The sequence below is a fragment of the Bacteroidota bacterium genome (assembly GCA_016722375.1).
GTDB lineage: Bacteria > Bacteroidota > Bacteroidia > Chitinophagales > LD1 > Bog-950.
Genome location: JADKJG010000009.1, coordinates 1 through 22,600 on the forward strand (window position 1 = coordinate 1; position 22,600 = coordinate 22,600).

General features: G+C 42.3%; 23 protein-coding genes and 1 pseudogene. 11 read left to right on the forward strand and 13 right to left on the reverse strand.

Features of this window, described 5'->3' with window-relative positions:
- Positions 1–49: 49 nt before the first annotated feature.
- The 6 genes and pseudogenes from IPP77_13280 (at position 50) to IPP77_13305 (ending at position 4,575) form a co-directional block, all read left to right on the forward strand.
- Positions 50–484, forward strand: a pseudogene (locus tag IPP77_13280) (WbqC family protein).
- A gap of 27 nt (positions 485–511) precedes the next feature.
- On the forward strand, positions 512–889 hold the full coding sequence (locus IPP77_13285; GenBank protein ID MBL0310597.1) for a hypothetical protein: 378 nt from the start codon (positions 512–514) through the stop codon (positions 887–889).
- A gap of 188 nt (positions 890–1,077) precedes the next feature.
- Positions 1,078–1,515, forward strand: a complete 438-nt coding sequence (locus IPP77_13290; protein ID MBL0310598.1) for a hypothetical protein — start codon at positions 1,078–1,080, stop codon at positions 1,513–1,515.
- On the forward strand, positions 1,481–2,887 hold the full coding sequence (locus IPP77_13295; protein MBL0310599.1) for a T9SS type A sorting domain-containing protein: 1,407 nt from the start codon (positions 1,481–1,483) through the stop codon (positions 2,885–2,887). The genes IPP77_13290 and IPP77_13295 overlap by 35 nt, the downstream gene beginning before the upstream one ends.
- A 15-nt stretch (positions 2,888–2,902) precedes the next feature.
- Positions 2,903–3,790 (forward strand): 3-hydroxybutyryl-CoA dehydrogenase, encoded by an 888-nt coding sequence (locus IPP77_13300; GenBank protein MBL0310600.1) that lies wholly within the window; start codon positions 2,903–2,905, stop codon positions 3,788–3,790.
- 44 nt (positions 3,791–3,834) lie between these two features.
- Complete coding sequence (locus tag IPP77_13305; GenBank protein MBL0310601.1) at positions 3,835–4,575, forward strand: glycosyltransferase family 2 protein; 741 nt, start codon at positions 3,835–3,837, stop codon at positions 4,573–4,575.
- 68 nt (positions 4,576–4,643) lie between these two features.
- On the opposite strand, the gene IPP77_13310 is transcribed toward IPP77_13305, so the two are convergent.
- The 10 genes from IPP77_13310 to IPP77_13355 all read right to left on the reverse strand — a co-directional run bounded on the left by IPP77_13310 (position 4,644) and on the right by IPP77_13355 (position 14,416).
- Positions 4,644–5,087 carry a TraR/DksA family transcriptional regulator gene (locus tag IPP77_13310; protein MBL0310602.1) on the reverse strand — a complete coding sequence of 148 codons (444 nt, stop codon included), beginning with the start codon at positions 5,085–5,087 and terminating at the stop codon, positions 4,644–4,646.
- Positions 5,088–5,732: 645 nt separating this feature from the next.
- A complete protein-coding gene (locus IPP77_13315) occupies positions 5,733–6,191 on the reverse strand; it encodes a tryptophan-rich sensory protein (protein ID MBL0310603.1) in 459 nt (152 codons plus the stop codon).
- A gap of 11 nt (positions 6,192–6,202) precedes the next feature.
- A complete protein-coding gene (locus tag IPP77_13320; protein MBL0310604.1) occupies positions 6,203–6,397 on the reverse strand; it encodes a hypothetical protein in 195 nt (64 codons plus the stop codon).
- 26 nt (positions 6,398–6,423) lie between these two features.
- Positions 6,424–7,644, reverse strand: a complete 1,221-nt coding sequence (locus tag IPP77_13325) for a T9SS type A sorting domain-containing protein (GenBank protein MBL0310605.1) — start codon at positions 7,642–7,644, stop codon at positions 6,424–6,426.
- Between the two features lie 264 nt (positions 7,645–7,908).
- The gene (locus IPP77_13330; GenBank protein MBL0310606.1) at positions 7,909–8,157 is read right to left on the reverse strand and encodes a hypothetical protein; all 249 of its coding nucleotides are present in this window, start codon (positions 8,155–8,157) and stop codon (positions 7,909–7,911) included.
- 159 nt (positions 8,158–8,316) lie between these two features.
- Positions 8,317–9,900, reverse strand: a complete 1,584-nt coding sequence (locus IPP77_13335) for a PorP/SprF family type IX secretion system membrane protein (protein MBL0310607.1) — start codon at positions 9,898–9,900, stop codon at positions 8,317–8,319.
- A 64-nt stretch (positions 9,901–9,964) separates the two neighbouring features.
- Complete coding sequence (locus IPP77_13340; GenBank protein ID MBL0310608.1) at positions 9,965–12,382, reverse strand: gliding motility-associated C-terminal domain-containing protein; 2,418 nt, start codon at positions 12,380–12,382, stop codon at positions 9,965–9,967.
- Positions 12,383–12,586: 204 nt separating this feature from the next.
- Entirely contained in the window at positions 12,587–13,285 is a 699-nt protein-coding gene (locus IPP77_13345; GenBank protein ID MBL0310609.1) for a DUF4412 domain-containing protein, read from the reverse strand.
- 57 nt (positions 13,286–13,342) lie between these two features.
- A complete protein-coding gene (locus IPP77_13350) occupies positions 13,343–13,936 on the reverse strand; it encodes an SCO family protein (protein MBL0310610.1) in 594 nt (197 codons plus the stop codon).
- Between the two features lie 66 nt (positions 13,937–14,002).
- Positions 14,003–14,416, reverse strand: coding sequence for a response regulator (locus IPP77_13355; GenBank protein MBL0310611.1), 414 nt, complete (start codon positions 14,414–14,416; stop codon positions 14,003–14,005).
- 81 nt (positions 14,417–14,497) lie between these two features.
- On the opposite strand from IPP77_13355, the gene lipA reads away from it, so the two are divergent.
- Positions 14,498–15,382: a lipoyl synthase gene (gene lipA, locus IPP77_13360; GenBank protein MBL0310612.1), complete on the forward strand. Its 885-nt coding sequence runs from the start codon at positions 14,498–14,500 to the stop codon at positions 15,380–15,382.
- Between the two features lie 3 nt (positions 15,383–15,385).
- Here lipA and IPP77_13365 read toward each other — a convergent pair whose 3' ends face one another.
- The 3 genes from IPP77_13365 to IPP77_13375 all read right to left on the reverse strand — a co-directional run bounded on the left by IPP77_13365 (position 15,386) and on the right by IPP77_13375 (position 19,692).
- The gene (locus tag IPP77_13365; protein ID MBL0310613.1) at positions 15,386–16,399 is read right to left on the reverse strand and encodes a DUF4249 family protein; all 1,014 of its coding nucleotides are present in this window, start codon (positions 16,397–16,399) and stop codon (positions 15,386–15,388) included.
- A gap of 3 nt (positions 16,400–16,402) precedes the next feature.
- Positions 16,403–18,817, reverse strand: a complete 2,415-nt coding sequence (locus IPP77_13370; protein MBL0310614.1) for a TonB-dependent receptor — start codon at positions 18,815–18,817, stop codon at positions 16,403–16,405.
- Positions 18,818–18,963: 146 nt separating this feature from the next.
- On the reverse strand, positions 18,964–19,692 hold the full coding sequence (locus tag IPP77_13375; GenBank protein MBL0310615.1) for a fibronectin type III domain-containing protein: 729 nt from the start codon (positions 19,690–19,692) through the stop codon (positions 18,964–18,966).
- Positions 19,693–19,991: 299 nt separating this feature from the next.
- Between IPP77_13375 and IPP77_13380 the strand changes: the two genes are divergently transcribed.
- From IPP77_13380 to IPP77_13395, 4 genes are all read left to right on the forward strand, one after another.
- Entirely contained in the window at positions 19,992–20,240 is a 249-nt protein-coding gene (locus IPP77_13380; protein ID MBL0310616.1) for a hypothetical protein, read from the forward strand.
- A 242-nt stretch (positions 20,241–20,482) separates the two neighbouring features.
- Positions 20,483–20,968 carry a hypothetical protein gene (locus IPP77_13385; GenBank protein MBL0310617.1) on the forward strand — a complete coding sequence of 162 codons (486 nt, stop codon included), beginning with the start codon at positions 20,483–20,485 and terminating at the stop codon, positions 20,966–20,968.
- A gap of 19 nt (positions 20,969–20,987) precedes the next feature.
- Positions 20,988–21,560 carry a hypothetical protein gene (locus IPP77_13390; GenBank protein MBL0310618.1) on the forward strand — a complete coding sequence of 191 codons (573 nt, stop codon included), beginning with the start codon at positions 20,988–20,990 and terminating at the stop codon, positions 21,558–21,560.
- Positions 21,557–22,477, forward strand: coding sequence for a class III cytochrome C family protein (locus IPP77_13395; protein MBL0310619.1), 921 nt, complete (start codon positions 21,557–21,559; stop codon positions 22,475–22,477). Before IPP77_13390 ends, IPP77_13395 begins: the two co-directional genes overlap by 4 nt.
- Positions 22,478–22,600 lie beyond the last annotated feature (123 nt).

A 22,600-nucleotide genomic window follows, 5' to 3' on the forward strand; every position in this document is an offset into this window, starting at 1 on the left:
GTGCCAATGGCAAAATACTTTTGACCATACCGCTTGAAGGGGGAAGAGAAAGCGGCAGAAATACAAGGAGGTAAAGATTTCATACACAACAGATTGGCAGAGCAATCACTGGCAAAGTATTATTTCGGCCTATGGCAGCACACCGTTTTTTGAATATTATTCAGATAGACTTCAGGGGTTCTATCAAAACCAGTATGAGTTTTTGTTTGAGTATAATCTGGCCTTGCTCCGCATAATATTTCCATGCTTCGGATTGAAAAGGAAATTGTTTTTGACAAGTATTTTTGAAAAAACCGTTTTGGGGAAAATGGATTTGAGAGGGAAGAATGAAGATGATACTTTAACGCTGCCCCGCTATTATCAGGTGTTTGAAGAGCGACATGGCTTTATGGCAAACCTGAGTATCATTGATTTGATTTTTCATCTGGGTCCTGAATCCGAGGAATATTTATTGGCTGTTATAAAAAATAGAAAAGGTAAATAGTTTGAAGAATTATCTTCACATCATCTTATGAAAGGGAAACTACTACATTTTGTTTTAGTGCTGCTTTGGTCAGGTAGCCTTTTTGCAAACGACCGACGGGGCGATACGATAGATATACGAAGCGTTCGTTTGAATCTGAACCTAACAGACTTTACCAATAAATTTATGTACGCCGATGCCGTGATTGGCATCCAATCAAGAATGAATGCTGTTGGTAGCATCCGGCTTGATTTGCTGAAACTGACGGTGGATTCAATCAAGGTGAATGAGGTGCAAAGCACCTTTACATATAATGACTCAGTAATTCTGATTCCATTCCAGCAGGCATTGAACATGGATGATTCTGCCTCCCTACACATTTATTATCACGGCAAACCGCTTCAGGTGTCGGTGATTTTGAGGTAAGGGTTTATTGGATAATTCTTTGCGTTTAATATTGGAGAAAGTTTTCTTGCAGACCCACATACTTATAAGGGTTTGGTTTCCGCTTCGATACTTTTAAAGATAAAGTTTGTAGGCTTAAATTTTATGTCACTACCCGAACCAATCATAAGGCATTTTGTAATGGCACGTTACAGAGTGTAACCGATGGGGTGAATACTAAAACCTGGCATTGGACATTGAGGGATGAAATTCCTTCTTACCTCGCTTCTGTGGCCGTTTCAGACTATGCTACTTTATTGGATACGGTTCAGGGCATAAATGGAATGGTACCCATTGAGTTGGCTGCGCGAGCACCCGATACAACCAATCTGAAAAATCTTTTTGTACACCTCAAGGATGCGTTTCACATTCAGGAAAATCATTGGGGGCCTTATGAATGGGAACGGATAGGCTTTTGTATTGTTCCCTTTAGTGCCGGTGCTATGGAGCATGCCACGAATATCAGTTTCATGAACTTGTTTTTAACCGTATTGAAGGATGAGGCCGAAGTGACTATGGCTCATGAACTCAGCCACCATTGGTTCGGCGATTTGGTTACCTGCAAAACAGCCGATGAAATGGCTAAACGAAGGATGGGCAGTTTATAATGAGCATTTGTTTCTTGAAAAGTTTTATGGCGACTCAACTTACCGGAAGCGTGTTCGGGATAATCATGATTTGGTACTTAGAAAAGCACATGTTGATGATGATAGTTATTTACCGGTTAGTGGAGTTCCTTCGGAATATACTTATGGAACTACGGTTTATAAGAAAGGAGGAGATATGATTCATACCCTGCGCTACTATATGGGCGACTCTTTGTTTTTCCATTGCGTAAAAAACTATTTGGCAGACTTTGCTTTTCAAAATGCAACGACTGCTCAGTTGAGGGACTATCTCAGTCAATGCTCCGGTATTAACCTGAATGATTATTTCAATGATTGGATTTATGCTCCGGGCTTTTCCCACTTCTCCATTGAATGGAAACAAACACTTGCCACCACGGGCTCCGGTTTGTTGGTAAACATGCTGATTCGTCAACGCTCAAACCATACGACTCATTTCTATAATAACGTTCCGGTAAAGATTTCATATTTCGATACTCAATGGAATAGGACGGATGAAGTAGTAAACGTAAGCGGAGAGTGTACCTCCCATTCCTCGTTGCTTTCATTTGAACCAGTTTATATCGCCTTAGATTTTGATCAGAAGCTTCAAGATGCGATTAGTGATGAATGGAAGATCATCCGAAATCAAGGTAGTTATGATTTTGGTACGGCAAGGACAATTGTAAATGTCAATTCGGTTTCTGATTCCTCGTTGCTTCGCGTTGAATACAACTGGGTTCGCCCTGAACCGATGAAGAATAGGATTGAGGGGCTTCACCTGCACGATAAACACTATTGGACTTTCGATGGAATTAACTTGGAAAATCTTTCCGCAAATGTCCGCTTCGATTATTACGGCAATGACAATTCCCTTGATGCTCCCTTTATTTCTAATTCTGAGGATAGTATTATCATGCTGTACCGTGCTAATTCAGACAGCGATTGGGTGTTTGTAGATTCATTTTCAGTTTCCCCCGGTTCCAACCTGAATGATAAACTGGGATATGTCACTGTTTATAATATTAGGAAAGGTCAGTACACATTTGGTATTTATAATAGTGCAGTTACCGATACCAGCACTAAGGAAGGTGACTGTCAATTTAATTCTATCGTTGAAGCTAAAATTGGGGATAAAGCATTTAAACTGTTTCCTAATCCCTCTACCGATATGGTCACGATTGCTTTTGAAAGAAATATTTTCAACAGGGCTTCTATTTATAATTTAGTAGGGAGAAGATTTATAGAACAAATCATTTTGCCCGATTCAGATCACTTCAATTGGCAATTAAGTGATATGGAGAACGGAAGTTATTTAGTAACATTGACCGCTATTTCGGGTAACCGGTTCAGTAAAATTTTAATTAAACAATAAGTAGTAATAGAGATGATGAAAAAAGTATCAGTTATAGGAGCGGGAACGATGGGGAATGGTATTGCTCACGTATTTGCCATGAATGGTTATTCAGTCAATCTGGTGGATGTTTCTGAAGATTCTTTGAAAAAGGCTATTAGCACGATTACTAAAAATCTGGACAGAATGGTTTCTAAAGGAACCATCACTGAAGATGCAAAGGCTGCTACACTTAAAAACCTGAGTACTCATTCTGGATTTACCTCCTGCAAGGATTCAGACCTCGTGGTTGAAGCCGCTACCGAAAACGTAGAGATCAAATTGAAAATATTCAAGCAATTGGATGAGCTGTGTCAGCCATCCACTATTTTATCTTCAAATACATCTTCTATTTCTATCACCAAAATCGCTGCAGCCACTAAGCGCCCTGATAAAGTCATTGGCATGCACTTTATGAATCCGGTGCCGGTCATGAAATTAGTGGAAGTTATCCGAGGCTATGCTACCTCAAATGAAACCACGAATCTGGTTATGGAAACTTCCAGAAAGCTTTCAAAGGCTCCTGTTGAAGTGAATGATTATTCGGGCTTTGTGGCCAATCGCATACTCATGCCGATGATTAATGAAGCGATTATTACGCTATATGAAGGCGTAGCCGGAGTGGCAGAGATTGATACCGTGATGAAACTTGGTCTCGCTCATCCGATGGGGCCATTGCAACTCGCCGATTTCATCGGGCTAGATGTTTGCTTAGCAATCATGCGCGTACTGCATGAGGGTTTGGGCAACCCTAAATATGCTCCTTGTCCTTTGTTGGTAAATATGGTTACTGCCGGGTATCTGGGCGTAAAGACCGGAGAAGGTTTCTATAATCATACCTACGGGACTAAGGATTTGGTAGTCAGTTCCCGTTTTGTAAAATAGCACTTCAGTTTGATTCAGTATTCAGTCACCCTGATTACCAAATAATGTATAACCAAAAGAAAGTCGTGGTTGTTCTTCCGGCCTACAATGCTGAACACACTCTTGAAAAAACTTATAGGGAGATTCCATTCGACCTTGTTGACGATGTTATTTTGGTGGACGATGCCAGCAAAGATGCCACGGTTGAAGTCGGCAAGAAATTAGGAATCCGACATATCATCAAACACGAGAAAAATAAGGGTTATGGAGGCAATCAAAAGACTTGCTATTCAAAAGCTCTTGAAATAGGTGCAGACATTGTCGTGATGCTTCATCCCGATTATCAATACACGCCTAAACTTCTCACGGCGATGATCAGCATTATTGGCAACGATGTTTACCCGGTCGTTTTTGGTTCTCGTATCTTGGGAGGGGGAGCTTTGAAAGGAGGAATGCCTCTCTATAAATACATCTTCAATCGGATGTTGACCTTGACGCAGAATATACTAATCGGTGAAAAACTATCAGAGTATCATACCGGTTATCGGGCGTTTAGTAAGGAAGTTTTAAATGCCATTGCTATTCAACAAAATAGTGATGACTTTGTGTTTGATAACCAGATGGTTTCCCAGATATTTTTCAAAGGGTTTTCTATTGGGGAGATTACCTGTCCTACCAAATATTTTGAAGAGGCTAGTTCCATCAATTTTAGCCGGAGCGTTACTTATGGATTAGGTTGTATTCAGGTTTCCCTCATTCACCGACTATGCAAATGGGGGATTATGAGAAGTTCACTTTATAACTAAACATCCATTTTGAGATAAAAAAAAGGCCAACTACTTGGTAGTTGGCCTTAATGTCTTTTTATCAGAAATTAATCCTCAAAACCTTCTGCAAAATCAGCAGGAGGAGTACTTAAAGTTGCAGCCGGGGCTACTCCTTCATCGGTTTTGCGGGTCATTTTAGCTTCCAAGCTAAGAGTAGCATGAGGAACCACACGAAGTCTTTCCTTCGGAATGAGTTTGCCTGTTATTCTGCAAATGCCATAAGTTTTGTTCTCAATACGAATCAGAGCCAATTCAAGATTGCGGATATACTGGTGCTGTCTTGAAATCTGGTTCATCAGATACTCCATTTCTGTCGTATCAGTCCCCTCTTCCATATTCCAGGCTTTATTGCCAGCTTGGCTTTCGGTGTGATTATCTAATGACTCTTTCAGATTTTTTAATTCCTCTCTGGCATCGGCAAGTTTCTTGTCAATCAGATCTTTAAATTCTTTCAATTCTTTGTCGCTGTAGCGATGATTCAGGTCGAGCATCTTTAGTTTTCCTTTTTTTATTGGTTTAGATTGCGGCCTTGCTTCAGATATGTAAACTTTCTTTACCTCCCTAGCAAGAGCCGGTTGCGTATAATTCTTTACGGGCGCTTTCTTAGAAGGTTTCGTTGAGGACTTAATAATTTTTGTGGAGGCAACTTTTACGTTCGGTTTCGCCTTGATTGGTGGCTTGGCTTTTACTGCCTGTTTCTTTGCTATTGGTTTCGGACTAACCTTTTTCACCATTGGCTTCACTTTTGCCACGGGCTTCTTTACTGCCTTTTTCACCGTTGGCTTCACTTTTGCAACAGGCTTTTTTACTGTCTTTTTGGCGACAGGCTTTGCCTTAACAGCTACTTTCTTTACTGCTTTCTTAGCCACGACTTTCTTGGTTACCTTTTTAGCAACAGGTTTTACCTTTTTAACGGGTTTAGAAACCTTCTTTACAGCAGGTTTATTCTTTGCCTTGGCGGCTATTTTCTTTGGGTTTTTTGCTTTTGCCTTTGCCATTGTTTGAAAATTTAGTGCGCGAAGTTAATAAATTCCTAATTCGTAGTACCAAAAACACAATTGTAGCCTCTTCCCCCCTGAAATTAACCGTTCCCGGTATTATTCAATTTAGGTACTATGCAGCAACCAAGGGCGAAATTAGTTCTTTAATAGAATGTAGCCATTTAAAGAGGAGGCAATAAGTAACCAAATGAAATAGGGAAGAACCAAAGCAGATTTGAGTTTCAGTTCAGGCCAATAGAAGAATAAGATGAAGCCAACGAGTATTGTGAGCGCACTAATTAGCAGAAGTCCCACCAAAACATGGTGGAAATAGAAGAAGGTAGGATTCCATGCCACATTTAATATCCATTGAGCGGCGAATAATCCAATCAGTAAATTTTTGTTTTCAATAACCGGCCATGCCAAGGCCATATAAACAGCAAAGAAAACCATGATGGTAGTCCAGGCCGAGCCAAAGACCCAACCTGGAGGAGTCCAAGGAGCTTTGGCAAGGCCGGCATACCAATCAGAGAGAACGCCGCTACTAGTAAAAAGCCCGCCGATAACCAATGCCCCAAAATTGAGAACAAGGAATATGAAAAGTCTGTAAATCATCCTGCTACACTCTATTTTTTTACCACTCCTTTAAGAATCACTTCATATTCTTCAAACCGATGTTCTCTTATCGGTCTGGTCTTTGGTTCTGTTGAAAAATATAAAAGAAGACAAGGGCTGATAGATTTGTATCCATCTACATATTCATACCCGATTAGTTCATGGTTTTGAATCCGTTGCTTTATCTTATTGTGGTATGGATACATCTTCTGCTATTATAAATGCTCCTTTCCTACCTTTGTATTATTAATTTTTTGTTTGCCGTAAAGCCTTTCGATTTAACTTCAACCAAATAGATTCCATTACTCAAATCTCCAACATTAATTTGTTGTTGATTTTGCTTTATAATTTCTGTCTTGACCAATGTTCCCATTAGATTGTAAATATCCAATATCAGGTCTGATTTAATATCTCTGGTAACGTTTAAACTGAAAATGTCAGAAGCCGGATTAGGGAAAACAGAGATACTATTGCTTTCATTTAGTTCGGCCACAGAAAGAATTCCACCTCCATTGATAGATTTAATGATTTTTCCCGGAGGACCGAGCGCCCCGATATAACCCTGCGGAGATGGGAAATCCATGCAGTACAACAGGTTTGTTATCCCGCCCGAACCGCCAACCCATGTGGAGCCTGCGTTAGTAGTGGTGGCGATAGTACCCGTTGAGCCTGCCACATATCCCATATTGTCGCTGGTAAATTCAATGGCGTAAAAAACATCATTAGTGCCAAATGTGAAAACACTCCAGTTGAGTCCTCCGTCTGTCGTTTTAAGAATTTTCGAACCGGAGCAAGCGAGAAATCCAGTGTCTGCACTGGTGAAATAAAGGTCGTTAACTCCAACGGTCTGGCCGAGGCTAACCAGTGACCAACTGTTTCCGCCATTGATGGTTTTAAGAAGCGAACCGGAATTCATAAGCGAGGCATAACCAGCGGTTGGTGTAGGAAAATAGATAGAAGTTAAATCATCAGTAGTGCCTGATGTAAGCTCGTTCCATGCCACTCCCTGATCGGTGGTTTTATAAATATGACCACTGCGGCAAACTATATAACCTGTATTCTGATCAAAAAAGAAAAGTTTATTAGCGTCATTGAACCCCATACTACCCACCGGGAGCGATGTCTTTGTCCATGATGCCCCACCGTTTATTGTCTTGCCTACTTGTGGATTTCCGCCGCCATCAGAACCGATAATGAAGCCGACGTTTTCGGTAATAAACCACACGCCACTTGGCCCGTTAGTAAAGACACTGTTCTCAATCTCGGCCCAGTTTTGACCACCATCCGCAGTTTTATACACCTCGTGATAGCCAGCGGCATACCCTACTGTATCGTTGATAAAGTGGAGGCTGTAAACCTCCATGTTTTGGTTGTAGTTCACGGGTGCCCATTGCGCAACAGCGGCAAGAGAAACAAAGATAGAAACGCCTAAAAAGAATAAATGTTTTTTCATCTCAAGGTCGTCAGTGATTATAGTGCTGACTCCGCACTTTTTAATTTGTAATTATTTTCCAAAGCTAATCTTTTTGTTTTTTCTGGTTGAATATAACATGCAGATATCCGCCATACTTTTATTCTAAACACGCACTGATTTTTCCAACAGAGCTATTATTTTATTCATTTCGTCCCCCCAAAAACGCCTGCGTGGATACATAATATATATCGCTAAATGAGTTTTGTGAATAGCCCCTGTTCCAAATTTAATATTTGACACTGTTTATTGAACAGACCCTCGAATCTCATCTTTTCCTACTGACAAAGAGATAATTCTATGTAGCAAAGCATTTTTTCCAGGTGGAAATCTTTCATTTCCACCTAGCAAAGCGATTTTTCCACCTGGAAATCTCTTATTTCTACCTAGAATTCTTTCTTTTCCACCTGGAAATCTCTCAATTCCACTGGAATTCTTTCTTTTCCACCTGGAATTAATTTCCAGATTTCCTGTTTTTGGATGGTTTCCAATCATTTTTGCCAGATTTTGATGGTTTTGGATGGAATTATAGAACGGTATTGAATTAAATCTTCATTCAAAGCTATGTGGATAACTTCAATCCAGACTTTTATTATCCCACATAACCGTTTATGTTGGTGGATGTGGAGTAGGCTAAATAGAAAGCACCTGCATTTATTTGGTGATTTCTATTTCAACCCGGCGATTCAATGCCCGGCCTTGTTCTGTATTATTATCAGCAATAGGCGCTCTTAAACCAAAACCAAAATAGGTCATCCTGTCGGCCGGTAGGCCTTTTTCTAATAGATAATCATAAACCCGTTTGGCACGGCGGTCTGATAGCCACTGGTTATAGTTCGCATTGGCGATATTATCGGTGTGACCGTTAATGCGAATATTCGTGTTTGGATTCAGCGTCATAAACTCTGCCACTTTATCTAATTCAGTATAAGATGCGCGATTCATGTAGCTGCTGTTTTTGTCAAATTCGACTTTGTTTAAGCGATAGATACTTCCTTTCGTTGACTTGGTGCTCTTATCAACCGTAGCGGGGAAATCTACTAAGGGCTTATCTTTGGTCATTTGCTGATAATCCTTCACGGCATTATCCAACTTTTCGTTCATCTCGCTCTGCACTTTATTCAGTTGACCGGTTAATTCCTGATTCTTTTCGTCTTGATCTAAGAGTTTCTCGTATTGTTCAGCAATCTTTTGTTCTTGCTCCATCTTGGCAAATTCAAGCGAATCAATAGCTTGCCAAGCGCTGTCTAAACTTTTTTTCATCTCTTCCTGTGCAATCAAGAGGCTGTCTATAAGATCGAGTTTAGGATTCACTTCTTCCTTCTCTTTTTTATTCATCCATTGATTGAAATGAACACCAACGATGACTTCATGTGTTCCTTTAGTGTCTGCATATTTTACTTTCCCCATCAGTGGATATTCATAGGAATAGCCGATGGTAACTGCTTTGCTGATTCGCGCAGCCGCTATAAATGACATGCCGTAATCCATTCTATAGCCTACTCCCAGATAGCCAATGCGCTTGTAGTTGGCCATGATGTTTCCTTCAATCTGATAGGTCTTTTTGAGTGCGTATTTGGCAATGACGGCTGGTTCGATATTCCAGGTTTCATTTTTCAAACTGATTTCATAACTGGCTGAGAAGTTGAAATATCGAACGTTCTTAAACCGGCTATCTTTAAGACCGGAGGTGATATTGGCTTTGGTGTTGAGCACTTGGGGCACCGCCACTCCGATAGTCAGCTTTTTCCATTGGTAGGCCAGGCCTACGTTTAAATCAAAAGCTACCCCGCCCTTAGAAGCAGCGAGCAGATTAGGGTCGTCTGCATCGGTGGCTCTGGCGTTGGCAAAGTCAACATGAACTTCCTGAACACCTGCGGAGAATCCGAGTGACAGGCGGTGATCTTTTGCGAAAGTTATTTTCTGGGCATAATATGCCTGAACATTTATCCGTTTAATAATGTCGGTATTGTCATTATAAACATGAATGCCGGTACCTATCCGGTCTTCCCAAAGGCTGATGTCTCCCACAGCGCCTCTGGTTACGGGATGGCCGGGCATTCCCGTCCATTGTTCGCGATAGAAACCGTAAATATTGGTCGTTCCGTTATACGCCGTCAATGCGGGATTATACAACATGCGCATAAAGTATATCTGGCTGTATATTGGGGTTTGCTGCGCACTAATGTGTGAGAAAAGAGAAAAAAGGATCAGTGCAGTTGCGGCTATCTTTTTCATAATCATTTGATTTTTTGTGTTTATCATGTGATTAGCAAATTAGTTGGCTGTGCCGTTAAGGATATTAATAGCGCCTCGGTAGATGTGGTTGTTTTGAGAGGGAACGCGGAACACATAATAGTAGGTGCCGTCGGGAAGTTTCTCTCCGCTTTTGTTGGTTCCCGCCCCAATCGTTGTTATAGCTTTCTGCCTCATAAACCTTGGTTCCCCAACGATTGAAGATGATGAGATTGGAGCCTTCCAAATTCACTCGTGGATGAACTTTCCAAGTATCGTTTTTGCCATCGCCATCGGGAGTAATCACGTTGGGGAGTTCAATAGAATCAGGCACCACGACATTTATCAGAACGCTATCATATCCCGTACAACTATAAGCATCGGTGGCATACAGATAAAACAAAGTGGATTCCGAACCATTAAAAGTTGGATTGGGAAGGCTCGGAAAATTCAAATGAGTGGTCGGCTTCCATTCATAAATGACCAAATCATTACCCCTTGCATCGCCACTCAACTGAATGGACATTCCGAGTGAAATAGTAGAATCCGGTCCGGCTTCAACGATAGGCAGAGCATGTACATCATAAGAAACAGGCTCGGAAGTATCGGTAGAGCAGTCATTTCTTCCTACCACCACCACGATGTCCTTATCTTGAAGTGAATTGGTGGAATAAGATGGATTTGAAGTAGGCTCGCCAGTTGATTTTCCATTCAGAAAAAACTCATAAGTATCAGCTCCCGAGGCGGTTAAAGTAACGCTTTGTCCTTCGCAAATAGAGCGAGATGCGATGGATGAAATCATAGTAACATTGACCGGATCGAGTACCGTCACAGCATAGGTAGAAGTGTCTATGCATCCATAAATGTCAATGTATATATCGGTTATAGAAAGCGGGGATGATTTGGGCACCAGCACCGGATAGAAAAAATGGTCGCTGACTCCCAAGCCGCTATAATGATGTGAACCCGGTGAGTTTCCGGCAGAAATATCAAAATAATCATCCAGGTCAATGGGGGTAGAGGTCAGACATAAAGAGGGGGGGAGGACGGTGGTGATAAAGGGTTGCGGGCGAATCGTCACGGTTGTTTCGGCAGAGTCGGTACAGCCCGAAGCATTGGTATAAACATAGACAATACGTAATGGGGAAGACAGGCCTATCTGAACGGTATTAAAAAGGCTATCCATTCGTCCGTTTATATAATAAATACCTCCCGGTGGCGAACCACCGGTTAAGGTAAATGTTGGTTCGTTATAGCAAATATTAGCGGGCATGTTTAAGGTAACAATTGGCTGTTGCTTATTCGTGATAATTGCAGTAGCCGTATCAAAGCAGCCATCAGAATTGGACACCATCAGCGTATAAATTCCCGAAAAAACGGAATCCGGTTTTGATACATTCCATAGATAGGTTGAATAGCTTGAATTGGGATATAAAGTTGTTAAGTCATAAGCGTAGCCAGGACAAATACTATCACTCTTATCTACACCCAGATTAGGTTTATTATGAAGGCTAATAGTAATCAGCCCGGTGTCCGAGCAGCCATATACATTGGAAACAACGACTAAGTAATTTCCATCTGCCACCGTATGAGGAGTAGCTACGGGTATAAAATCAGTATGAAGATAGCTAACCGATAAACCGGAGGTGACAAAATAGTTGGTGAGGTCTGTTGTGGTAAACGGACAGATAGTGTCTGCCATATCAGCGCCAAGTTGGGGAGATGATTGAAAAAGGACATTTACTGAAGAAGATGCCGTACAGTGGAAGGTATTGCTAACGGTCAGTCGGTAAGTGCCGGAACTATTAACAACTACAAAATTGGCTGAAGCTCCGGTTGACCACGAATAGCTTTCGAAAGCACCTCCCATCAGCCTTACCGATGTGGCACAAGTGGTTATATCATCTCCTAGGCTCACCGTGGGCGAAGGATCTACAGAAATAGCTAATTCATCGGAGGCGGTGCAGTTATCGCTATTCGTTACGGTTACCGAATAGTTGCCCGTACTGGTTACTGCAATTTGTTGAGTCGTCTCTCCGGTTGACCAGGAATAGAATGTTTCAGGAATAGCCACGAAAAGTATATCGCGAAAGGTGTTGGAACAGTGATGAATGTCGGCACCTAAATCAACAACCGGAACCGGGTTGATGGTAATATTGATAGACGCTGAAGCACTGCAATTAGGCTGATTGGTAACGGTTACGCTATAGGTGCCCGACATCCCAATATTCAGAGTTTGCCCGGTAGAAGCGTCGGACCATAGATAGTCGGCCCCTGTGTTCAAGGCATCTAACTGAATCCTGCCACCGCATTGCACTATGTCTGGCCCCAAATCTACCACCGGATCAATACATGGCTGCGCGCTTAACGAGCCAACGAATGAAAAGCTGCTAATAAATAGGAAAAGCACCCAGTAGATGCTACGTTTACAAATACTCCTTTTGAAGCGCAAAACAGCGCCGTTAGACTTAAACTGCTGACTCATAACGGATAGGGATAAATTAAATAATCGAGAACTGTAAATTTCCAACATGGACAAATGGATAAAACGCGAATGTCGCAAATGTTATAAAATAAGCCATTAATCCCAAACTAATAGGGCTTAATGATGCAACCACCATGTAACTTAAACAAATCCGCTACACGAGTCAATTCCAAAACTGACTGGCAGCAAGATAAGGAACTTTCTTTAGCGAAATCCCATGCCGTCGCTCATCATCTCCATCATGGTTTTGATGGTATAGTCATCTGGTATCTGAAACTTGTCGTCTTTAACGGGGACAGACTCTACACTGGTACAGGTCATTTTTACAGATATTCCACGCGCATTATAGCTGAACTCCATAGGGAAGCCCTCAATTCCTTTTATCTTAAACTCGCGAGGGCCTGAAAAACCAATTTGGTCGGTGTACCAAACTTCTCCCTGCACCTTCTCTCCGTTCTCCGAAGGATAAGTGACTAACGCCTTTTTGCATTTATAGTCAGCAATCTTTTTTGTTTCGCTAGTCAGTTTCACTTCCGGTTCTTTCGCCTTGTCATTGTCTTCAGGATGAAGAGAAGCCTTCACAGCCTCCATATCTCCCTCTTCCATTTTCATAGCTATTTTCTTTCCCATCAGGTTCATGAGGGTATACATACTTCCATCGGCGCGATTGTTTAAAACGACTACATCGCCCATGGATGTTTTTGTTTCGATGCGAGACCGATCGCCTTTGAAATAAATTACTTGCTCCTTTCCCATAGCCATAGCCAAGGCATTTTCATCGCCCTTTTTTGCTTCCGGTAGCGTAACAGAATAAACAACCTTGCCTTCGGTTATCTTGCTTTGAGCTGTCGTGAACAAATTGATAAACAGGCAGGCAAAGACTGTAAAGAGCGTATTTTTCATGAATTGAATTTAGGATGCAAAAATATTCAAGATGACGGATTATGTGTAAGAAAGGATTTATTTTTCCTTTAAAAGCTGATCTATTTCATCCATCAACTTAGCAACACTTTCGGGATTGGTCCCGTCGTAGTAGCCCCGAATCCTTTTTTGTTTATCTACCAAAATAAAACTGCCGCTGTGAATATGCCCGCCCGGAGCATCAGGATCTTCGGCAGCGCTGACGAGATAACTTCCGGCAAGCTGATAGATAGAATCTTTGTCGCCGGTCAATAAGTGCCACTTACTAGTTTCTATACCCCCTAGCTTGGCTCCATACGATTTGAGTTTTCCCACAGTATCACGCGCCGGGTCTATAGTATAGGAGAGAATCACGATTTCTGGATTCGACTTATACTTTTCATATACCTTCAACATTTCGGCCATCATTTTCGGACAGATACTTGGACAGGAGGTGAAAAAGAAATCGGCGATATGAATTTTGCCTTCTATAGTTTTGTTGCTTATATTCTTCCCATCTTGGTCGGTCATCGAGAAATTTGGAATGGTATAATCAACACTATCCACCGATACACCAGATCCGCTATTGCTTGTTACTGCTTGTTTGTTTCCATATACCGGTAACTTATCTGATTGTTGGCAGGCTCCAACCATAAGTAATATCAGAAAAACAACAAGGATCGAAACAGAACCGTGACGGGAACAGCGATGGGTTTTCATTTAGCTTTGAGAAGTTAGATAGTTATCTTTTAATTTTTGTGCGGTCTCTTCGCTGATGGGTTTGCCAAGAAAATCAAGCACTTCAGGATAGTTCTTTGCTTTAGCAATATCGCCCGGATAGTCGGAGGAGGTGAGCAGGTATATCTTGGGTAAGGAATTAAATTCTGCCGGAAAGGTTCTGAACTGATTCATAAACTCCCATCCATCCATAGCTGGCATATTGATATCGAGCAGGATAACGGTCGGATATTCTTCTGTCATTTTTCCATCAGACACCCGCTTCAACTCATCCAGAGCCTCTTGTGCCATTCGGAATTGTCTCAGGTTATTTAGCCCGGCTTCCTCTAGCATAATTCTAGTCAAGGTGTTATTGGCTTTGTCATCGTCAATAATATAAAACAGTGGTTCTTTCATAATAACTATCGTTGTTGTGGCTGCGTAAAAATAATTATCTGTAGGGAATCAACAAGCAGGTTAATCCAGTTGACGAAATCCATTAAGTTTGCAACCGTGGAAGAAACAAATATTTCTAAATCTAGAATTTCTAAACCCGAGTGGCTCAAGATTAAACTTCCTTCGGGCAGAGAGTTCAGCGAGGTGAAAAAGAATGTGGAGCAACATAAACTTCACACCATCTGCGAAAGCGGTAAATGTCCCAACCAAACAGAGTGTTGGGGTGTTGGCACCGCTACTTTAATGATTTTGGGTAATGTATGTACCCGTTCCTGTATGTTTTGTAGCGTCGAAACAGGTAATCCACAATCGGTAGATATCACTGAACCGATCCGGGTGGCCGAGTCGGTAAAACTGATGGGATTGAAACACGTGGTGATTACTTCTGTTGATCGCGATGATTTAATTGACGGTGGCTCCAAGATATGGGCAGCAACCATTCGGGCCATTCGTCGTCATTGCCCCGGAGTGACTATGGAAACTTTAATTCCTGATTTTAAAGGAAATTGGGAAAACCTTCAAAGAGTAATTGATGTAAGCCCCGAGGTAGTCTCGCATAATTTGGAAACCGTAAAGCGTTTGACTCGCCAAGTGCGCATTCAAGCCAAATACGAGCGAAGCCTAGAAGTCTTGTTGCATTTGAAAGATGGAGGTATTTCGAGAACCAAGAGCGGCATCATGTTGGGATTGGGCGAAACCGAAGAAGAACTTTTTGAAGCGATGGACGATTTGCGAAAATCGAAAGTGGATATTCTTACACTCGGCCAATATCTTCAACCCACCAAAAAACATTTATCCGTCGTCCGCTATGTCAAACCTTCAGAGTTTGCGCACTACAAGGAAGTGGCGCTTGGCAAAGGCTTTCGATATGTAGAAAGTGGTGCGATGGTGCGTTCCAGCTATCATGCTGAAAAGCATTTGATCTAATCCTTACTTAGGAACAATAATGCTGTAATATTTTGTGGCATATCCTGCCCAAACTCCCAAACCGTTATTGATATTGGTATTGATCCGCACCGGACTTGAAAAGGGGCTACTTCCTCCGCTGTTTTCCAGCGAGAAATAAAAATCATAGGTCCTACTGTCTATGTTGCTCCACTTCAAGTTAACGGTGTCTCCTTTCCAAAAATAGTTGGAAGTGTTGAGATCAAATTTTGAACCGGGCGCTTCGCCTCGGCCAAGAGGTAAGCCTATCTGCAATCCAACAAACAATTTATCATCATACACAGAACCGGTGAGCGGAGAGTAATATGGCTCACTGTTCCGACTGTTTTTATACCGAACAAAATTTCCAAACGTATCGGGCACGGTGATATATACATAGACGGCAGCCAGCGAGTCCCTGTAAATTGGATTCTCGTGTTCGCGAATGGCAAGCGAGTCAATGCCGATAGCCGTGGGAATATGGGTGGAAGATGAAAGACGAATACTATCTCCGCCATTGAAGGGAGGCGCGGTGATGTTTAAAAAATAATCGGTTCTTTCTTTTCCGTGAAAGGCGGTCATGCCGCCTGACAAGTAGTTGAAAATATCTGGTACGGTATAAACACAAACACTCGGCAGGCTGGCCGAGTCCACCTGACTGAATCCAAACGCTCTGAGCAATAGCCGCGCTTGATCTGCCGGCAAATTCAAACTATTGAGACAAAACTCTTGAAGCAAAACACTGTCGCCTTCGCCGGAGCGGACTCTTACTTCTGCACCATGAATAAAATAACTGCCAAGATCATTCAGGTTGACCGTTCCGAAAAAACGTTGGCTTTTTGTCAAGATAATAATCGGTGGCGCGTCGTTTTCAATAGAGCCTTCCACCACTACCTGTTCACTTTTGGCTGGAAGTTTTATGTCTGCGATTTTGGTGCAGGACGTAACGATCAATGCAAGAATCAGGCATTGAAACAATTTGAATAGATGACGATAGGTCGAGCAGGATTTATCTTTCATCTTCTAAAATTTAAAGTTCCAAGTGATGGCAGGAAGAATAGGAAAGAGTGAAGCCTGCTTCGCCTGAAAAGAAATAGCATTCGGAGCGCCGCTCGAATTTGTTCCGCTGGCACCCACGCTGCCCTGTGTATCTATGTAGATGAAGAAAGGATTCATCCGGTTATAAGCATTGTAAACTGAAACGGTGATGTCGGAATAGAAATTAATCTTTCTTTTCTTTTTTGGTATGAAGGTGTAAACAAAACCAAAGTCGAGGCGGTGATAGGCGGGCATTCGGTAGAAGTTGCGCGGGCCATATTCATAATGAACCTGTCCTTCATTCAGGAAATAGGAAACCGGCAAAGTGGTGCGCTGACCAGTGGCATAAACAAAGGTGGCCGATACTTTCCAGTGTTTATTGAATTCATACATCTGCACAATAGAAATATCGTGGCGGCGATCATATCGAGCGAGGAAGGTCTTGCCCTCGTTAATCTCGGGAAACTTCCTCCAGGCCCAAGCCAGCGTATAGCTCACCCATCCGGTCCATTTGCCCTTTGCTTTCTTCACGAAGAACTCGGCGCCATAAGCCCAGCCCTTTCCATAGGTAAATTGATCTTCTACATCCGCCGTAATATTTCCGACGGCGCTTTCACCATATTCAATTTGATTCCAAAGATGCTTGTAATATACCTCCACCGATGTTTCAATCATGTCATCTTTGAAATTTCTGAAATAGCCCACCGAAGGCTGCAAGCCTGTTTGGGGTTTCACATTGGCGGTGCTCGGCACCCATAAGTCAACCGGTAGGGTAGTAGTGGAACTGGAAACCAAGTGAATATACTGACGGTTCAGCGTCAATCCCAATTTGACAGACGATGTTTTATCCACCTTGAATCGCATGGCCAGCCGCGGTTCCAATCCCCAATAGGTTTTGATGTTTTTACCCGCTTTATAATTCAACGTATCAATAGACCTTCCGGCTTCATAAACAATCTTGGAATAGGGCCCCATGAAGTTGAACAAAGAGGCGCGCAGCCCGGCGTTGATTTTGAGCCAAGGAGTGGCATCAAAATCATCCTGAAAATAGAGCGCTGTTTCATGCGCATATTTATTGCTCTGGTTGGTGGTTTTGAAATCTACCGAACCGGCGCTGCCCGAAGCCTGATAGGGAGTGAAGACATGAAAGTTATACTGCATTCCAAACTTCATCAAATGGCCGAGGCGCGGCGAATAATCAAAGTCCATTTTCAGCGTGGCTTCGCGCACCTTAGAGTTCAAACTGAAGGTTACGTTTTGGAAACCGGTATTGGCTTTAAATCCAAAATCATTATAAATCAGCATGGTGTTGAGAAACAACTTGGAACTGAAGAGGTGGTTCCAACGCAGCGTACCGGTGGCATTGCCCCAAGGGAAATCTAATTTGAAATTACCACCCGGGTCGCTAAACTTAAATACATCTCTGCCGAAATAACCACTCAAATACAACCGGTCGCGGTCAGAGATGCGGTAATTGATTTTGGCGTTGATGTCGTAGAAATAATAGGCATTGCCTGCCAAACCTCCATCGCCAATATTTTTCAAAATAGGTTTGGTGATGATATCAATATAGGTTCTGCGGGCAGAGATAATAAAAGAACATTTATCCTTCGCAATAGGCCCCTGTATGGTGAGTCGCGAAGCAATCAGCCCCAGCCCGCCCTCCACATTCCACCGCTTCATGTTTCCCTCCTTCATCTGCACATCCACCACCGAAGAAATCCTTCCGCCATACTCGGCAGGCATCCCGCCTTTAATCACCGTCAGGTTTTTAATAGCATCTGAATTAAACACCGAAAAGAAACCAAACAGGTGACCGGTGTTATAAACCACCGCTTCATCCAACAAAACCAGATTCTGGTCAATACCGCCGCCGCGCACATAAAAGCCCGTGCTGCCTTCGCCGGCAGACTGTATGCCGGGCAGCAACTGAATGGTCTTCAACACATCCACTTCGCCCAACAAGGCAGGCAGGGCTTTGACCTGCTCTATCTTCATTTCCATGCGCCCCATGTCTGTGCTCTCTACATTCTGTCCCTTTTTTTCGCCCGTAATCACCACTTCCTCTTTTTCGAGCGCGAGCGATTTCAGTTCTATGTTCAAACGAATATCCTTATCGAGGGTGATGCGTTTTTCTTGGGTGGCATAGCCGAGATAAGAAATGCGCAGCAGATAATCACCCTTAGGGAGCGTGACCGAATAAAAACCATATTCATTGGTAGATGCACCGGAGCTAAGTTCCGTTACATACACCGCCGCCGCCAACATGCTTTCTCCATTAGAAGCATCTTTTATAAATCCGCTGATGGTGAATCTGCTGACCGGTTGCGATTGAGCCACAACGGTTGATGCACAAAGAATGATTAGAAAATAAATGAAGCGAAAGGTCTTGAATTTCATCCGTTAGTGGTTCCCTATTGAGCGAGGTAAAAATAAAAACTTGCACGAAGCAAGCATGAAATCAGGGTTGGGGAATGAAGCAAAAACAAAAAAGGCGCTTTCCTGCTCATAACAGGGGCGCCTTTTAATATACGGATAGATAATACTTAAACCGTAGGCAGGTTCACACGAATCAGGCAGAAGGCGCTGAAGGTGTTATAACCCGCACGACTCAAGGTAGCGATACGGAAATAATACGTCACTCCGGGTGTAAGGTCGGTAATAGTCGCCGAAGCCTTTGCCGCTTCCATTACTATCGGCCAGCCTTCAGAAGGGTTCATAGAGACTTCGATACGATAGCCCGTCTTTTTCGCAACCGCATCCCATCTAAGGTCAACAGTACCGACCAGACCACCGTTCACCGCTCTCACATTCGCCGGTGCAGGAAGAAAGCCAAGTGGATTTTTCATATCGTTCACATCCATGCCACTGGTGATAATGATTTCTGGGTTGCCGCCGGAAGTGTACTGCACATAGTATTGCAGCTTTTGCATTATCTGTTCCAGCTCCAGCCTTCTGGCATTGCGGACAATGGTCTTGGCGCGAGAGCGATCCATCGCCTGGTCAGCCACAGCCAGCGCATCAATAGCGGTGGTCACATCGGCCAGCGTCGGGTTGGGATCGGGAAAGAATGCATTACCAGTCATCTTGGTAACGATGTCCCTGGCCTTTCCGATTTGCTCTTTCGGCGTCAGGTTGGTGAAGTTCAACTTTACGTTAAACAAAATAATTGCGAACAATTCAGCGGCTTCTTCTTTCGAAGCCTTCTTCATTGCTTTCTTGATTTTCTGAAGTTCTTTCTTTTTGTAGACCTTCAATTGAAATAAAGATTTCATGTTGTTGAAAAATTTAAGTAAAAAATAGAAACCCGTCTTTACCAGATTTCACCTCCATTGCTTGGCAGCTTTTCTTTTTTTAAAGCCGCTTCTGCGCCGTTGGTGAGTTCATATACGCCACCTTCCAAAAAAATGTTTCAGACCTTGAAAAATATTTTTGCGATAAGCGGTACTAAAAAAGGCTGTATATATAATAAGGTATAAAACCACCGGAACAGGAGCCGGAGCCGGTTTAATTTTTCACATATTTTTACATTTTACAAGTCCTATTTGTATGCCTGATTGGGTACAAACTCCAAGTGACTGTGGACAGTCACCAAGTAACTGTGGACAGTCACCAAGTAACTGTGGCAAGTCACCAAGTGACTGTGGACAGTCACCAAGTAACTGTGGACAGTCACCAAGTAACTGTGGACAGTCACCAAGTGACTGTGGACAGTCACCAAGTGACTGTGGACAGTCACCAAGTAACTGTGGACAGTCACGAAGTGACTTGGGACAGTCACCAAGTGACTTGGGGAAGTCACGAAGCAACTTGGGGAAGTTAGCTCGTGGGTCTGTTCACTAAACTGTGTCATACTATATATAGGTATCAGCCGGATGGCATGGCAAAACCCAACTTGCGTATATCCGCCACATAGATAGATTGGCTTGCCGCAAGTTTTTAGATTTATGGTGGGTAATAGATGTTATGAGCAATACTTTTGACCAAAATACAACATGAAGATTGACGAATATCATATTAACCCTAAAACGTTTAGACTACTTTTGGAGGGAAAATAAAATAGTGATGAACCAGACACACATACATTTATTGATAAACCACCTTCCGGTTTTCGGTTCTATTTTGGGTGGACTTGTTTTGGCTCACGGGCTGTGGACCAAAAACAACCAGACAAAGGTAGCCGCCTATTATGTCCTAATCATTTCTTCAATTGGGGCGGTCATTGCTTACCTGACAGGTGAAGCAGCCGAAGAAGCGGTTGAGAATATACAAGGTATTTCAAAAACTATGCTTGACCAACACGAAGATGCTGCTGTTTTTGCTTTGGTAGCTTTAATCGTTTTAGGGGTCGCCTCTCTTATTGGATTATTCTTAACAATAAAAAAGTCGCCATTCATCAGAACTATGGCTTTTGTTACCTTGTTTATTTCACTGATTAGTTTTGGGATAATAGCAAGAGTAGGTTATTTAGGTGGGCAAATCAGACATACCGAACTTAATTCAGCGACCCCTACGCAACAACAAGAAGGAGGACAAGAAGATGATGATTGAACTTATATCGCAGTAAAAAATGACCAGGTCTATTTTCAGTCGCTATGTTTTGCCATTCATACAATGGTTTTCATTAATGATTTTTATAGCCATTGCGGCAGATTACTTTCTTCATCGCATGCAGATAGTTTCTGTTGGGCGCTATCTTGGACCCATTGGAACAATTGTCATAATTGCTTCTTTCGTTTACTCATTGCGCAAAAGAAAAATAATAGAATACGGCTCGCCCAAACAGCTTTTAATTGCCCATGAATACATGGCATGGGGTGGTTCCATTTTGATTCTAATTCATGCAGGCATTCATTTCAACGCATTGCTTCCATGGCTTGCAGTATTGATGTTGGTTATAGCGGTAGCTTCGGGATTGGTCGGTAAGTTTCTGTTGAAGAAATCTAATGAAACATTTAGAGAAAAGATTGGGGCATTGGTGAGTTCAGGAATCTCCAAAGAAGAAGCTGAGAAAAAACTATTCTTTGATTCCATTACTGTTGATTTAATGAAAAAGTGGAGAGTGGTTCATCTGCCTATCACACTTCTGTTTGGCATTTTAGCGCTCTTGCATATTATAACCGTAATCATGTTCAGCAAATGAAGCGGACAATTGTTTTACTGATTACGCTAACGGTAATTGTGCTTTCAGCAAAGTTTCCTCACGCGATGCTGAATCCCGGTGAACTTGTGGAAGGACATCAGAAAATAAAAAACGATTGTGCTGCCTGCCATAAACCATTCTGGGGAATTGAAACAAGCAGATGTATCAGTTGCCACAAGCTAGATGAGATAGGCGTAAGTGATTCTTCAAAAATCAACTCGGCAGTAAACGAAGGGATGGTTCTATTTCACAGTAAACTGAAAAATGAGGAATGCACGAGTTGCCATTCAGATCATAATGGATTACATCCACAAAAGTCAATTAAGCATTTCGACCATGACCTTCTTTCGGCTGACATGAAAATAAACTGCAACAGTTGTCATGGCAAACCAGTGGATAAACTGCATGACCAACTATCTACCTCTTGCAACAGTTGCCATAACACAAACAGTTGGAAGTCTACAGGAACATTTAATCATGACATGATTACAGGAGTAGATAAAACTAACTGCACTTCTTGTCATCAGAAACCTACCGATTCCTTTCATCAATTGTTGCAAGACAATTGTGATAAGTGCCATACAACAAGCAAATGGAAGCCATCTACCTTCGACCATTCATCCTATTTTCTTCTAGATAAAGACCACAATACAGAATGTATCACCTGCCATACCAATAATAATCTTAGCTCTTACACCTGCTATGGTTGCCACGAACATTCTGAAAATAAAATCATTAGTAAACATCAGAAGCATGGTATTTCCAATTTTTCTGATTGTGCTTCTTGTCACCGTAGCGGTGATGAACATGACATCCGGATAAATATGGGAGGGAAGCAAGAAATGAATCAAAATGATGTCAATAAAGTGAAGGACTATATTAAGTCAGACAAGAAACACCACAAAGAAGAAGACTAAAAAGATGATTAATTCTTCTCCTCCCGTAGGGTCCCCAATGCTTCGCAAAGGGAGACTCTGCAGGTGGGCGGAAGTTGAAATCTAAAAAAACACAGCGCTCAAAATTAAATTACTCTTCACCAA